General features: G+C 70.0%; 12 protein-coding genes. 3 read left to right on the top strand and 9 right to left on the bottom strand.

Annotated features, from left to right (window positions below; all coding sequences use genetic code 11):
- Positions 1–46: 46 nt before the first annotated feature.
- Positions 47–1531, top strand: coding sequence for an MFS transporter (locus tag U870_RS0103760; RefSeq protein WP_025156076.1), 1485 nt, complete (start codon positions 47–49; stop codon positions 1529–1531).
- Between the two features lie 201 nt (positions 1532–1732).
- On the opposite strand, the gene U870_RS24595 is transcribed toward U870_RS0103760, so the two are convergent.
- Positions 1733–2383 (bottom strand): hypothetical protein, encoded by a 651-nt coding sequence (locus U870_RS24595; RefSeq protein WP_205288718.1) that lies wholly within the window; start codon positions 2381–2383, stop codon positions 1733–1735.
- Here U870_RS24595 and U870_RS0103745 point away from each other — a divergent pair.
- Entirely contained in the window at positions 2358–3764 is a 1407-nt protein-coding gene (locus U870_RS0103745) for a linear amide C-N hydrolase (protein ID WP_345817660.1), read from the top strand. The genes U870_RS24595 and U870_RS0103745 overlap by 26 nt on opposite strands.
- Positions 3765–3898: 134 nt before the next feature.
- Here U870_RS0103745 and U870_RS0103740 read toward each other — a convergent pair whose 3' ends face one another.
- The 8 genes from U870_RS0103740 to U870_RS0103705 all read right to left on the bottom strand — a co-directional run bounded on the left by U870_RS0103740 (position 3899) and on the right by U870_RS0103705 (position 12885).
- On the bottom strand, positions 3899–5278 hold the full coding sequence (locus U870_RS0103740; RefSeq protein ID WP_025156073.1) for a flavin monoamine oxidase family protein: 1380 nt from the start codon (positions 5276–5278) through the stop codon (positions 3899–3901).
- A gap of 136 nt (positions 5279–5414) precedes the next feature.
- The gene (locus U870_RS0103735) at positions 5415–7817 is read right to left on the bottom strand and encodes an FUSC family protein (protein ID WP_025156072.1); all 2403 of its coding nucleotides are present in this window, start codon (positions 7815–7817) and stop codon (positions 5415–5417) included.
- A 61-nt stretch (positions 7818–7878) separates the two neighbouring features.
- Positions 7879–8844, bottom strand: a complete 966-nt coding sequence (locus U870_RS0103730; RefSeq protein ID WP_025156071.1) for a ribokinase — start codon at positions 8842–8844, stop codon at positions 7879–7881.
- Positions 8837–9661 carry an energy-coupling factor ABC transporter ATP-binding protein gene (locus U870_RS0103725; protein WP_025156070.1) on the bottom strand — a complete coding sequence of 275 codons (825 nt, stop codon included), beginning with the start codon at positions 9659–9661 and terminating at the stop codon, positions 8837–8839. Before U870_RS0103725 ends, U870_RS0103730 begins: the two co-directional genes overlap by 8 nt.
- The gene (locus U870_RS0103720; RefSeq protein ID WP_025156069.1) at positions 9658–10524 is read right to left on the bottom strand and encodes an energy-coupling factor ABC transporter ATP-binding protein; all 867 of its coding nucleotides are present in this window, start codon (positions 10522–10524) and stop codon (positions 9658–9660) included. The genes U870_RS0103725 and U870_RS0103720 overlap by 4 nt, the downstream gene beginning before the upstream one ends.
- Positions 10512–11261 carry an energy-coupling factor transporter transmembrane component T gene (locus U870_RS0103715; protein WP_025156068.1) on the bottom strand — a complete coding sequence of 250 codons (750 nt, stop codon included), beginning with the start codon at positions 11259–11261 and terminating at the stop codon, positions 10512–10514. The genes U870_RS0103720 and U870_RS0103715 overlap by 13 nt, the downstream gene beginning before the upstream one ends.
- 2 nt (positions 11262–11263) lie before the next feature.
- On the bottom strand, positions 11264–11899 hold the full coding sequence (locus tag U870_RS0103710; protein WP_029947136.1) for an ECF transporter S component: 636 nt from the start codon (positions 11897–11899) through the stop codon (positions 11264–11266).
- A 38-nt stretch (positions 11900–11937) separates the two neighbouring features.
- A complete protein-coding gene (locus U870_RS0103705; RefSeq protein ID WP_025156067.1) occupies positions 11938–12885 on the bottom strand; it encodes a nucleoside hydrolase in 948 nt (315 codons plus the stop codon).
- A 93-nt stretch (positions 12886–12978) separates the two neighbouring features.
- Here U870_RS0103705 and U870_RS0103700 point away from each other — a divergent pair, with 93 nt between their 5' ends.
- Complete coding sequence (locus U870_RS0103700) at positions 12979–14049, top strand: substrate-binding domain-containing protein (RefSeq protein WP_081815161.1); 1071 nt, start codon at positions 12979–12981, stop codon at positions 14047–14049.
- Positions 14050–14135: the final 86 nt, after the last annotated feature.

The following is a 14135-nucleotide window of genomic DNA, read 5'->3' as shown; positions in this document are numbered from 1 at the left end:
GCGCATACTCGGTAAGTCAGCATCTGTTTACATATCGAGGAGTTCCATGTCCGACACCCTTCCGAGCACCGCAACGGGCTCGGTGCCGTCTTCGCGAGCGAAGCGGTCGCGCGGAACCGCGATCATCCTGTTCCTCTCGCTCGGCGGACTCTCGTTCGCGGTGCTCCAGTCGCTCGTCGCGCCCGCCCTGGGCACGATCGGAAAGGACCTGGGCGTCGCGACGACCGACGCGAGCTGGGTCCTGACGGCCTACCTGCTCTCCGCCGCGGTGCTGACGCCGATCCTCGGGCGACTGGGCGACATGGTCGGCAAGCGCAAGGTCATCATCGTCGTGCTCGTGCTCCTGCTCGCGGGGACGGTGCTGGCGGCGCTCGCCCCGAACCTCGGCGTGCTCATCGTCGGACGCATCCTGCAGGGGGCCGCCGGCGCCGTCATGCCGCTGTCGATCGGCATCGTGCGCGACGAACTGCCGAAGGACCGCGTCAGCGTGACGATCGGCCTGCTCTCCGCCATCTTCGGCATCGGCGCGGGCGTCGGCATCGTGGCGGCCGGCCCGATCGTGGACGCGCTGTCGTGGCACTGGCTGTTCTGGTTCCCGGCCGTCCTCGTCGTCATCGCCCTGCTCGGCGCGATCTTCGGCATCCCGGAGTCCCCGGTGCGGACGCCGGGCCGACTCGACTGGATCGGGACCATCATCCTCTCGATCGGCCTCGTGGCCGTCCTCCTGGCCATCAGCGAGGGCGAGAAGTGGGGCTGGGGCGACGGCAAGACCATCGGCCTGCTCATCCTCGGCGGCATCGCTCTGATCGTGTTCGTCTTCGTCGAGCTGCGGGTCAAGGAGCCGCTGATCGACATGCGCCTCTTCCGCCACCGCGGCGTCTGGACCTCGCACATCGTCGCCCTGGCGTTCGGCTTCGCGATGTTCGGCACGTTCATCCTGGTTCCCACCCTGCTCCAGCTGCCCACCGTGCTCGGCTACGGGTTCGGCAAGTCCGTGAGCGACTCCGGCCTCTACCTGCTCCCGACCGTCGTCGCGATGGTCATCGCGGGTGTCGTCGCCGGTGTCCTGATCCGCAAGATCGGCCCGAAGATCCCCATGATCATCGGCGGTGTCGCCGTGGCCGTCGCCTTCCTCATCCCGGCGCTCGGGCACAGCGCGGAGTGGCAGATCATCGTCTCCGGCATCCTCACGGGCCTCGGCATCGGGATGGCGCTCGCGGCGATCTCCAACGCGATCGTGGAGAGCGTCCCGGCCGCCCAGACCGGTGAGGCGATCAGCGCCAACACCGTCATCCGCACCGTCGGCAGCAGCATCGGCACGGCCGTCATCGCGGCGGTGATCTCCTCCAACGTCACACCCCAGGGCGCCCCCACCGACGACGCCTTCACGATCGGGTTCTGGGTCTCGGCGGGCGTCGGGGCCATCGCGATCATCGCCGCGCTGGCCGCGCCGTCGCTGCGCGCCCGCCGACGCGAGGCGGCCGAAGCCGGCGTCGACGACTTCAGCGAGCTGGAGCACGCGACGAAGTAGCCCCGGGCGACCAGCGAGGTCCCTTCCCGGAACGGGCCGGCTCCTTCGGGCCGGCCCGTTCTGTGTGTGTGGGTCGTCACCCCCGCGGCTGTCGCCGCGACGCACGGCGGATGAGGAGGACGATGACGACCAGGCCTGCGACGAAAACGCCGGCGATTCCGCCAATCACCCCGACGATGACGAGGCCGTGGATGATATCCATCACGGTGTCGAATCCCAGCGGGACATGTCCCTCACGTAGAACGAGAGGTTGTAGACACCCGAACCGCTGCCGAGAAGGAACGTCACGTAGAGCGTGCCTTGAACGTGAGCCGGAGAGGAACCACTCTGGTCACGCCGCACGAGGTTGAAGCCGGTCGAGTTCACGGTCGCGGCGCCCGTCCAGTAACCGATCTGCCTGTAGTTCGAGACCTGAGCCTGACCGATGGAACTCCTCCGGCCGTCGGAGAGAAACGTGATCGTGTAGAGGGCGGTGTTCGTCTGGACCCGACAGTCGTAGAACGGGAAGTTGCCTGCACCTGACGCCTCTCGGCAACCCGAGACCGTGCGGCCCGCTCGATCGTCGACTCCTGCCCGTGGAATCTCGATGGAGGACACGATCGGAGACCCGTCGGCGTACACGCGTGTGGTGATCTCTCGATCGCCGGTGATGACCGTGGTCTCGGTCACCGGCTGTGCTCCGCTGACAGAATCCCACGTCCCTCCTGCGAGAAGCTTGGCCACGAGTCGATCTTGTGTTGCAGCGTCCACTCCGGCATCTGACAACCGGGATCGAATCCCGTCGAGATCGACATCCGAGCGTGCCTGGGCCGGGACCGCCGCCGAGATGACCAGTACGGCGGTCGCCAACACAGAGCCCACGGTCGCGATCGATCGCTTGAATACGTTCTTCATCGCGTCTTTCCTCCCACATCGGACACCTTTGTCCCGGTGTAGAGTTTATAATTTCACATCTGCACAATGCACTCCAGATCCTAGAAGCCTGGATGCGGGATGCGCAGGAAGCCCGGGATCACCCGGTTCCCACAAGCGGACGCGACGCGAGGGCCGCAGAATTCTCCCTATTCGGTCCCGGGCCCGCCACCAGCAGGATGGGGAGTGCCCGGCCCCGAGTCGCCGGGGCGGAACGAGAGAACGGACGCGATCGATGTGCACACGAGTGGTCTGGCCGGACGCCAACGGATCGGTGATCGTCGGGCGGAACATGGATTTCCACCTGGACCTCCTGACGAACCTCTGGAAGCTGCCGCGCGGCATCCAGCGCACGGACGGAGTGGACGGCGCCCTCACCTGGACGGCGAAGTACGGCAGCGTCGTCGCGACCGCCTTCGACCTGATCGCGACCGACGGGATGAACGAAGAGGGCTTCGCCGGTCACATCCTGTGGCTCGCGGAGTCGGACTACGGCACGCCCGCCGCCGGCGCCGTGCAGCTGAGCCAGGCCGTCTGGCTGCAGTACTACCTCGACAACTTCGCGACCGTCGCCGAGGCCGTCGAGTGGACGAACACCTCCCAGGTCGCGATCGCACAGCTCTTCGATCCCACCGGTCACATCGTGCCGACGCTGCACCTCGCCATCAACGACGCCACCGGCGACTCGGCGATCATCGAGTACACCGACGGCACGCCGACGGTCTACCACAGCCGCGACTACCAGGTCATGACGAACTCCCCCACGTTCGACAAGCAGCTCGAACTCGTGCAGCAGGTCGCGGGGCTCGGCGGCGACACGCCGCTCCCGGGATCGACGCTGGCGAGCGACCGGTTCGCGCGGGCCTCGTACTACATCGCGCACCAGGTGCAGCCGAAGACGCAGATCGATGCGATGGCGGCCATGTTCAGCATCATCCGCAACGCCGCCCAGCCGTTCCGCACTCCGGAGCCTGGCAAGCCGGACGCGTCGCAGACGATCTGGCAGGTGGTGCTCGACCTCACCAACAAGCGCTACGCGTTCGAGTCGACGACGCGGCCGAACATCGTCTGGGTCGACTTCGACAAGGTCAGCTTCGCGAAGGGCACGAAGGTGCTCAAGCTCGGCCTGGTCGGCCGGCTCGCCCTCGAGGGCGGCCTCACCGGCGACGCCAGCCACAAGTTCGCCGACCCGGGCGCGCTGACGGAGGACCTCCTCACCGTCGGCCTCGACGCTCTCGAGCTCGTGGCGCGCAAGCAGGACGAGTTCGCGGCGGTCGAGAAGGCGGTGCAGGAGCTGGTCGGGACGCACACCACGGCGTAGCCGCGTCTCGGCCCGCGCAACACAGAACGGGCCGGCTCCACGATGCCGGCCCGCTCCGCGTCTCCGCACGGCTCTGGGGGCCGGTGGCGGAGGGGGCGTGCGACCATCCACGACGGGCCGCACGCGGTCTGAGCTCAGGAGGCCGAAGCGGCTCCTGCGGTGGTGAGGGAGGCGATGATCGCCGCGGCGGTCTCGCGGCCGACGCGGATCGCGCCGTCCACGTGCTGGTAGCCGCGGCCGGCCATGTCGCTGCACGAGAAGTGCACGGGGCCGACCGGAGCGCGCAGATCGGAGCCGTAGCGGGCGAGGCCGCCCATGTCGAAGCTGGCGGCGTAGGCGCCGCGCGTCCACTCCTCGCTGCCCCAGTCGCTCTCGTAGTAGACGACCGGGCTGAGCGCTTTCTCGCCGTAGTAGTGCGACAGCGACTCCAGGATGCGCGCCTTGCGCTCCTCCGGGGACTGGCGGAAGACGTCGTCGGCCGCCTCGTCGGAGACGAAGCCGACGAGCGTGCCGCGCGGGTCGCCGTGGTAGCTGTTGTCGTAGGCCTCGTGCACGAGCTCATAGGGGCTGAACGCGGTGCCGGAGAGGCCGTCCTCACGCCAGAAGGGCGTCTCGTAGACGGCGTGCACCTTGATGACGAAGCCCATCGACAGGTGCTGGTGCATCTGCTGCTGGCGGCGCGGGAGCGGCGGCTCGTACGAGATGCGGCTGATCAGCACCGGCGGGACGGCGAGGATGACGCGACGCGCGCGCACCTCCACGCCGTCGGCGATCGCGACGACGCCCTCGTCGCTCCACCGCAGCGTGCGCACGGGCGCGTTCAGGAAGACGTCGTCGCCCAGACGCTCGGCGAGCAGCAGCGGCACCTGCTGCAGGCCGCCCTTGACGCGCTTGTCCAGGATGAAGTCGGCATCGACCAGGTGGGAGAAGCTGCCCGCGCTGGCGGCCATCAACAGCGCCTGCAGGGCGGAGAACGCGTGGGCGGGCTTCGTCAGCATGGCGCCCGCGATGAACATGCCGATGTTGCGCCGAGCCTCCTCATCCTCCGTCTGGGTCTCCAGCCAGCGGCGGAACGAGATCTCGTCGAGCTCCTTCGCCTGCGGGTGGTCCCACGGCCGGTCGGGGTCGATCTCGGAGACGAGGGCGTCGAGCCGGTCGATGAGGCTCACGATCTCGCGCTCGGTGGTCGGGGCGACCGGGAAGATCTCGCCTTCGAACGTGCGCCGCTCGCCTCCCTCGCCGAGGTAGACGTTGATACCCTCGCGGTACCGCTCGTAGGTCTCGAGTCCGAGCTCGGCCAGCGTGTCGATGAGGGCGTCCTGGTCCGGCGAGACCCACTGTCCACCGATCTCGAGGGTCGCCCCGTCGATGTCGTCTGTCCACAGCCGGCCGCCGACCCGGTCGCGCGCTTCGAGCACGGCGACGGTCAGGCCCGCCTTCTTCAGGTCGGTCGCGGCGGTCAGGCCGGACGCCCCAGCTCCGATGATGACGACGTCACGTTCGATGCTGCTCATGGGTATCACTCCTCGATAGGTCACCGCGATGCTAGGCCGCGGGTCGAACGCGCTTGTTGTACGGGCTGTCGATCCGATGAGAGGTGCATCGACAGTCTGTCACTGACATGCACGCGGAACCAGGGCGATCCGTCCGTCAGGCACCGTCCCTCGACTCCCGCGTCTGCGTCGGCGTCCGCGTCCACGTCGGCGCCTGCGCCCGCGGCACGATGGCGGCCTGCAGCCGGCGGACGACCTCCAGGTAGTCCGCGGTCCAGATGACCCGCACGGCCGTGCCCCGGGCGTCGGGGCCGCCGGACTCGAGATCGTCCGCGACCGCGACCGCGAGTCGCGTCGGAGCCGACGGATCCTTCGGCGCCGGACGCGGGAGCGGCTCGCGCGCGGCCAGCTGTGCGGCGAGTCCGTCGTACCAGCGTTCGAGGCGCACGATCGTCGCGTCGAGCATCCGGGCGGCCTCGGCGGTGCCCCGTCCCGCGATCTCCTGGCCGTCCCAGAGCTCGCGGATGGCGTCGCCCGCCAGGCGCACGCCGGCCACCCCGCTGACGGACGCCGACACCTCGGCGAGCGGACGACGCTTGGTGCCGCGCTCGGCGAGGTAGGTGCGGAAGGCGTCGTCGAGGCGACGGGACGCCGCCGCCGCTCGCACCGACCGGCTGCGTGCGTCCGCCGCACCGGCCGGAGCCTCCTGCGCCCCGATCGCGGAGTCGACCACGGCGCGCAGATAGCGCATCCCCTCACGATAGGCGTCGGCGAGCGCGCTGCGCAGGGCCGCCGAGGCACCGCGCGGCCAGAACAGCACGCCGACGACGAGGCTGACCCCGCACCCGAGCGCGACATCCTCGATGCGGGACAGCCCGACGCTCCACCCGGTCGGCGCGATGATGTTGAACAGCAGGACGATCACGATGGTGAACGCCGCCTGCCCGGCCAGGAACGAGATGGTCGCCGGGGCGACGCCCGCCACCAGGACTGCGACGGGCAGCACGATCCAGAGGACGACGGGGTTGCCGCCGATCAGAAACAGCGCGGCGGCGCCGACGATGACGCCGACGACCGTCCCGAGCACGCCCCGGACCGCCGTCTGCCCGGTGCTCAGCGCGTTCGAGCGGAGGACGGAGAGCGTTCCGAGCACGACCCAGAACGAGTGCTCGACGCCGGTGAGCTTCGCCAGCAGCACCGCGAGTCCGAGCCCGATCGCCCCGCGGATGCTGTTGCGGAGCCACACCGAGTTCCAGCCGACGAAACCGCTCGCCCGCTCCGCGGCGGCGGCGAGCGGGCCGGGCAGGTCACCGGGCTGCCGGCCGAGCATCCGCTGCCACCATGTCCGCCGCTCGGCTCGAGCGGTGAGGGCGATGGTGCCGCCGACGGTGGCGACGGCGTAGGCGAGCTCCTGCGCCCGGAAGCCCGGGTCGAGCGCCGTGATCATCCAGCCGCCCGGATCGGAGGCCCCGTTCGGCGCACCGTCCGGCGGCACGGCCCCGACGGCCGAGGGAGCCGCTGCCCGAGCGGGTGCACGAGAGGAGGGCGGCTGCGCGAGCATCGCCGACTCCACGGCGGCGCGGGCCACGGCGAGCCGGTGGAGCGCGTCGTCCAGGGCGGCCGGGTCGCCGCCGTGCTCGGCGAGCGCGACCGCGCTCTCGTCGAGCACGTCCGCGGCGGCGTTCTTCACGGCCCAGGCGGCCTCGTGCACCGGTTCGGGGGCCGTCGACGGCATCCGGCCCAGTCGATCGAACTGGGCGATGACCGCGTTCAGCCAGGCGAGCTCGTCCACCAGCCGCACGATGGTGCGCGCCGGCGTGCTCAACCCCGTCGGTCGGTACGGCGTCGCGAGGAAGGCCCGGTGCACGGTGGCCACGGCGTCGTCTGCGACGGCCCGGGTGCGGTCGCGCTCGCCCGCGAGGTCGAGCTCCGCACCGCCGCGCAGGAAGGCCGTCTCGGCGCGCAGCCGGGCCGCGAGCGCACGGCACGCTTCCACGGCCGGGCCGCGCAGCGGCTCCCGGGTCGGCGCCGGCCACAGCACGGTGATCGCCACGATGCTCACCACCGCGGCGATCCCCCAGCCGAGCAGGCGCGGCCCCAGGACCGCGATGCCGCCCGGCAGCATCACCGGCAGGATGAACGCCAGCAGCAGCGACGTGCCGGCCGACGCCGTGACGGAACTCACCGACCCGGCGAAGAGCACCGCGAGCCCGACCACCGCCATCGCGACCGCCGACCACCAGGCCGGGTCCGACGCGAGCGTCCCGAGGCAGACGAGCACCGCGCCGACCACGGCGAGCGCGACCTGCGCCTGCACCCGTTCGCGTAAGGGGCCGCCGAAGTCGACGAACAGGAGCATCGCGAAGGTGCCGAACGCCGCGAACAGGGCGACATCCGGGCTCCCGAGCACGCGGCCGCCCAGGAGGAACAGCAAGGGCATGACGATCGCCGCCCGCCCGGCTCGGCGCAGCGCGTTGAGACCGGGGTCGTGACGACGCAGCCAGTCGGCGACGCGTGCGCCCGTCGCGCGGCCGCGTCGTTCCGTCTCGCCGTCCGCCACGCTCGAAGGCTACCGCCGTGCGGGCGGCGGCGGCACCCGCGATTCTCGGGTGCCGCCGGCCTCAGCGCTGGAGGACCACCCGCTCGGTGGGGGACGCGGACAGGTCGTCCTCCAGCTCGGCCGCCCAGGGCAGCGACGGCTGGGCGCCTCGCCGCTGGACGGTGCGCGCCGCGACGCGGGTCCCGCGTTCGCAGGCGCGCAGCAGCGTCTCGCGTTCGAGATCGCCACGCTCGGCCAGCACGCTCACGAGACCGGCCACGAACGAGTCGCCGGCCGCGGTGGTGTCGACCGCCTGGACCGGCAGCGCCGGCATCCGGGTGAGGGAGTCCGGGCCGACGAGGGCGAGGCCGCGCTCGCCGAGCGTGACGACCATCCAGCGGATGCCGTGTGCGAAGAGGGAGGCGCAGGCGCGCCGGAGGGCGGCGTCGTCCGATCCGTCGCACCCGACGAGCTGGGCGAACTCGACCTCGTTCGGAACGAGGACGTCCGTGTCGCGGAGCAGTGCCGCGATGTCCGGCCCGGCCGGTGCCGGGTTGAGGACGGTGATCGCACCGGAGCGCCGTCCGATCGCGAACGCGCGGGCGGTCGCGGCCACGGGCACCTCCAGCTGGCCGAGCACGACGCGCGCCGCCGCAAGGGTGCCCGCAGCCGCGTCGGCGTCGGCGGCGGTCAGCCGGGCATTCGCACCGGGAACGACCACGATGTTGTTCTCCCCCGCGTCGCTCACCGTGATGAGCGCGGTCCCCGTCGGTTCCCCGGTCACCGTGCGGACGTGCACGGTCGGCATCCCCTCTTCGGCCAGAGCGTCCCGATACGCCTGACCGGCGTCGTCGTCGCCGACGCACGCGATCGGCACGGTCGGGACGCCGAGCCGGGCGAGGGAGACGGCCTGGTTCCCTCCCTTGCCTCCTCGGGAGGTCGCGAACGCCGAGCCGATGATCGTCTCCCCCACACCCGGGATGCGCGCGGCCACGGCGGTGAGGTCGACATTGAGGCTCGCGACGACGACGACAGGCGCGTCAGGCACCGGTCACCGCCTCCGACCGGCCGAATGCGCGCACGAACTCGGACAGTTCCAGCACGTCGCCGCGCACGCCCAGGTCGTGCGCCAGCTCCGAGAGGTACGGCTGCTTGAGCATGGCCTCGTCGAGCACCGCGTGGTTCCAGAAGATCTCGCGCTTGCCCGCGTCGGCGACCACCCTCTTGTTGGCCATGACCACGACGCGCTCGAAGTTGTCGACCACGAACTGCATGTCGTGCGTGATGGTGACGATGGCCCGCCCCTGCTCACGGAGGGAGGCGACGATCCGCCCGATCGTCTCCATCCCGGCGAGGTCCTGCCCGGCGGTGGGCTCGTCGAGGATGTAGGCCTCGCAGCCCATCGCGAGCGTCGAGGCGATCGCGACGAACTTCCGCGTCGAGAACGGCAGGTTGTACGGGTTCTCGTCGAGGAGTTCGCCGATGCCCGCCAGCTCCGCCGCGTCGTACACGCGCTTCTCGAGGTCGTCCCCGGTGAAGCCCAGCGTCTTGGGGCCGAACTCGATCTCGCTGTAGACGTCGTTGTGGAAGATCTGGTCGTCCGGGTTCTGGAAGACGTACCCGACCGTCCTCGCCACCTGGGCGGTGGTGCGCGTCGCCGTCGATTCCCCGCCGACGGTCACGGTGCCGGTGGTCGGCCGGAACAGCCCGTTCATCAGCTTGGCGGTCGAGGTCTTGCCCGCGCCATTCTGCCCGACGATGGCGACCGCCTCCCCGGCGCCGATGGCGAGCGAGACGTTCTCGATCGCCACATGGCCGTTGGGGTAGGCGAAGCTGACGTCGTCGAACCGGATGAGGTCGCTCATGCCACCGCTCCTTCCGTCTGGGGGCGCAACGGCCTGAACTCGTCGAGGGCCTGCCGCCGGGTCACCGGGATGCGCCCGACCGGCACCCCGGCGTCGCGCAGAGCCAGGCCGGCGCCCGCGTACTGCGGGTAGGCGACGCGGTGGCGGGCGAGCTCCGGCGACGAGAACACCGCCGACGGCGTGCCCGACATCACCACGCGACCGCCGTCGAGCACCACGACCCGATCGGCGTGCTCGGCCACCAGCTCCATCTTGTGCTCGACCAGGATGATCGTCTTGCCGCGCTCCTTGAGCAGACCGATGATCCGGAAGATCTCCTCGGTGCCCTGCGGGTCGAGCTGGGACGTCGGCTCGTCGATCACGAAGATCGGCGGGTCCATGGCGAGGGTCGATGCGAAGGCGACGCGCTGCTTCTGCCCGCCCGAGAGCTCGACGGGGTTCTTGTCGCGCAGGTGCTCGATGCTGATCAGCCGGAGCGTCTCCTCCACCCGTCGGCGGATCTCGCCGACCTCGACGCCCAGGTTCTCGAGACCGAAGGCGACCTCCTCGAACACGGTGTCCTTGGCGCCGCTGATCTGCACGAACGGGTTCTGGAAGACGAAGCCGATCGACAGCCCCAGCAGGCCGAGATCGCTGTCGGCCGCGTCCTCGCCGAGGATGCGGACCGATCCCGCGAGCTCGCCGGTGTGGAACTTCGGGATGAACCCGCGCACGATGTTGCAGATCGTGGTCTTGCCCGCGCCGTTCGGTCCGACGAGCGCGCAGAGCTCGCCCGGCTCGACCGCGAGGGACACCCCGGAGACCGCCGGGGTCTCCGCGGTCGCATAGGTGAACGTGACGTCGTGGAGTTCTACAGCAGCCACAGGGCGATCCTTCCGGCGAGGAGGAGGACGAAGACGGCGATCAGGACGACCTGGATGACGACATCCACCCGTCGCTTCGTCACGGTGTACAGGCGGGTCTTGGGCACCCGCGCGGTGAAGGCGCGCGACTCGAGGGTGATGACGCGCTCCTCGGTGCTCGCGATGGAGGAGAGCACGAGCGGGCCGAGGGTGGGGATGAAGGCTTTGACGCGGGTCATCAGCTTCCCCTCCGTCTCCACGCCGCGCGTCTTCTGCGCGTCCATGATCGTGCCGGACTGCTTGCGCATCTCGGGGATCATCTGGATCGCGGAGAGCACGACGTAGGTGCCCGACGGCGGCAACCCCGCGTTCTCGAGCGCGGCCGTGATGTCCTTCACCGGTGTGATCCGGAAGAACAGCAGCAGCGCGGAGCCGAGAGCCAGCACGCCCGCGACGATCGTGAGCGCGGCGTCGAGGCTCTCCTGCGTCACGCTGAGGTTGCCCCACGCCCAGTAGACGTGGCTCCCGCCGCTGAACAGCACCCGGATCGCGAACATGAAGATCACGAGCACCAGCAGCGTGTTGCGGATCGTCTTCACGTATCCGACGCCCTCGCCGGTGACGAAGCCGAGCACGATGCAGAGGACGAAGGCGGCGTAGCCGTACCAATAGGTCGGCACGACGAACGCGCTGGCGCCGAGGAACAGCGCGGCGATGAACTTGGTCCCGGGGTACAGGCCCCTGATCGCGGCCCCCATGCTCACGCGACCGGCGCGGTGGCCCGCGCCCGCTTCTTCGGCGCCCGGATGTACTGGGCGCCGTACTTGACCTTCGTCAGGTAGCGCGACGGCATCCCCTTGATGACGATGTAGACCACGAAGACCGAGATCAGTTTGTCGGCGATCTCCTGGAAGATCTGCACCGAGAACACGCTCGTGAAGATGTTGTTGCCGGCCGCGAGCAGGGTGGCGGTGATGATGGAGCCGGTGCCGCCGGTCGCGCCGCCGAAGACGATGGCCGTGATGAAGCCGGAGCAGATGGTCGACACCAGGGTGATGACCAGCCCGGACACGATCACCTTCCAGACCTTGGTGAACATCCCCTTGCGAGCCAGCAGTCCTGCCGCGATGCCGACCGCGATGGAGGTAAGCGCGTAGGGGAAGTAGACCGGGTTGAAGATGCCGTTGATGGCGTTCGTCAGCAGCCCGGTGATGGCGCCGATCCACGGCCCGGCGACGGCGCCGGCGAGGATCGTCCCGATCGAGTCGAGGAAGATCGGCAGGCGCAGCAGCTGGCAGAACTGGAACCCGACGATGTTGATCGCGACGCAGACCGGGATGAGGAGCAGTGCGATGAGCGAGAAGTCGCGCTTCACCGCGTCGGCGAACTTGGACATGATGGTGGGCCTTTCGAGTGGGGGTGAGAGGGGTGCGCTCAGGCGAAGGTCGCCAGCGAGGAGTGGATGAGCTGCACGAACCGTTCGCGTTCGACGTCGAACCCGACCAGTGCGTTGGGGCTCTTCCCGGTGGTGCGGTTGTAGTCGACGACCGTGGCTCCCAGGGCGGGGCCGTCGGCCGTGACGACATCGACCCTCGCCGGCACCATCGTGAACAACGACGGATCGATGAGGTACGCCATGGCGCAGGGATCGTGCATGTGCAGTCCCTCGACATGGCCCTCGGGGGCGAGGAAGGGCAGGGTGTTGCTGCGGCCGTAGAACTCCAGGAGGCCGCCGAAGACCTCTCCGGTGCGCGTGCCGAGCGCGGTGATCGCGTCGATCTCCTCCTGGAAGATCTGGGCCTTGTGGGTCACGTCCAGCCCGAACATCGCGATCTCGACGCCGGAGGAGAAGACGATGTCGGCCGCCTCCGGATCCACGTAGATGTTGAACTCGGCGTTCGGCGTGTAGTTGCCGCCGAAGCAGGCGCCGCCCATCAGGGAGATGCCGGCGATCCGGTCGCTGAGCTCGGGGTGGGCCAGGAGGAGGATCGCGACGTTCGTGAGTGGGCCGGTGGCCACGATCGTGACCGGCTGGTCGCTCTCGCGGAGCAGCCGGGTGAGCGCATCGAGCGCATGCTCGGTCCCCGCGGCGACCGTGGGCTCCGGGAGCTGGGCTCCGTCGAGCCCGGATTCGCCGTGCACGTAGTCGGCGATGATGAGCTCGCGCCGGATCGGCTTCGGCGCGCCCTGTGCGACGGGCACCTCCTCGCGTCCAGCCAGGGCGAGCAGCTTGCGTGCGTTGGCGAACGTCTTGTCGGGGCGCTGGTTGCCCGCGCAAGTCGTGATCAGCCGCAGATCCACCTCGGGCGAGGCGAGGGCCATGAACAGCGCGACCGCGTCGTCATGCCCCGGATCGCAATCGAGGACGATGGGGCGGCTCATGCGGCAGTGCCAACCGTCGACGGCGTCTTTGTCATCTGAACTCCTTCATTCAACACGAGTTGACGAGGCAAACGTAGCGGATGGCGCGGAAGGATGCAACACGTGTTGATAGGCGTTATCGTTGCATCAACGGTGACGCGGGCGAAGGGCGGGGGCATGGCGGCGACGCGAGCGGATGTGGCGAGGATGGCGAACGTGTCGCCTGCACTGGTCAGCTATGTGCTCAACGACGGGCCGCGCCCGGTCTCGGCCGAGGCGCGCGCCCGAATCGAGCGGGCCATCCAGGAGCTCGACTACCGGCCCAACTCCATCGCCCAGGCTCTGCGCGGCGCGTCCACGCGGACCATCGGCCTGCTGCTGCCTTCGGCGGTGAACCGCTTCTTCGGCGAGCTGGCCACCGCCATCGAAGAGGCGCTCTTCGCGACGGGCAACACACTGGCCGTCGGCATCAGCGCCGACGACCCGGCGCGCGAGACCCGCTACATCGAGACCTTCGTCGACCGCCGCGTCGACGGCATCATGGTGATCTCCTCGCACTCCCTGCAGACCCTCACCCGGCTCGCGGAGGTGAATACGCCCGTCATGGTCCTCGACCGCGTCCCCGACCGCCTGCCCGTCTCCTCGGTCGCGGTCGACAACCGTGCCGGGGTCACTGCGGCCGTCGAGCATCTCTTCCAGCACGGCCACACCGCGGTCGCCTGCATCGGCGGACGCGTCGGCACCGAGTCGGCCGACGAGCGCGTGCTCGCATGGCGCGAGCTCGTCACTCCGGTCGCCTCCGACCCCGACGCCCTGCTCGCCCGGGCGGACTTCACCGAGGACGGCGGATACGCGGCGATGCGCGAGCTGCTCGAGCGGGCCGGCGGCGAGCCGCCCACGGCCCTGTTCGTGTCGTCCGACATCCAGGCCTCCGGTGCGTTCCGGGCGTGCGCGGATCTCGGCGTGCGGGTGCCGGGGGACCTCGCCGTCGCCTCATTCGACGGCGCCCTCTCCACCGCCTACGCCGTGCCGTCGATCACCTCCTACCGTCAGCCGGTCGATCGGATCGCGCACACCGCGGTCGACGGGCTGCTCGCCCAGATCGCCACCCCCTCGCGCCTGCCGACGCACACGGTCCTCCCCGGCGAGCTGGTGGTGCGGTGCAGCTGCGGCTGCCCCGCCTGACGCCGCACCCCTCCCCGGCCCGCCCCGCGCGTTCTCCTCCCGTTCACCGTCGCTTCCCCCCTCGTACGGGCGGCATCGATAGTTTC

Source organism: Leifsonia aquatica H1aii, from assembly GCF_000633535.1.
GTDB classification, from domain to species: domain Bacteria; phylum Actinomycetota; class Actinomycetes; order Actinomycetales; family Microbacteriaceae; genus Leifsonia; species Leifsonia aquatica_A.
Note: the sequence above shows the minus strand (reverse complement) of the source record. Positions and strands in the feature narration are given on the sequence as shown.

Coding starts and splice junctions, on each gene's coding strand:
- U870_RS0103760 (WP_025156076.1), top strand. CDS start 47: ATGTCCGACACCCTTCCGAGCACCGCAACGGGCTCGGTGCCGTCTTCG.
- U870_RS0103745 (WP_345817660.1), top strand. CDS start 2,358: ATGACCAGTACGGCGGTCGCCAACACAGAGCCCACGGTCGCGATCGAT.
- U870_RS0103740 (WP_025156073.1), bottom strand. CDS start 5,278: ATGAGCAGCATCGAACGTGACGTCGTCATCATCGGAGCTGGGGCGTCC.
- U870_RS0103725 (WP_025156070.1), bottom strand. CDS start 9,661: ATGAGCGACCTCATCCGGTTCGACGACGTCAGCTTCGCCTACCCCAAC.
- U870_RS0103715 (WP_025156068.1), bottom strand. CDS start 11,261: ATGGGGGCCGCGATCAGGGGCCTGTACCCCGGGACCAAGTTCATCGCC.
- U870_RS0103710 (WP_029947136.1), bottom strand. CDS start 11,899: ATGTCCAAGTTCGCCGACGCGGTGAAGCGCGACTTCTCGCTCATCGCA.
- U870_RS0103705 (WP_025156067.1), bottom strand. CDS start 12,885: ATGAGCCGCCCCATCGTCCTCGATTGCGATCCGGGGCATGACGACGCG.
- U870_RS0103700 (WP_081815161.1), top strand. CDS start 12,979: ATGCAACACGTGTTGATAGGCGTTATCGTTGCATCAACGGTGACGCGG.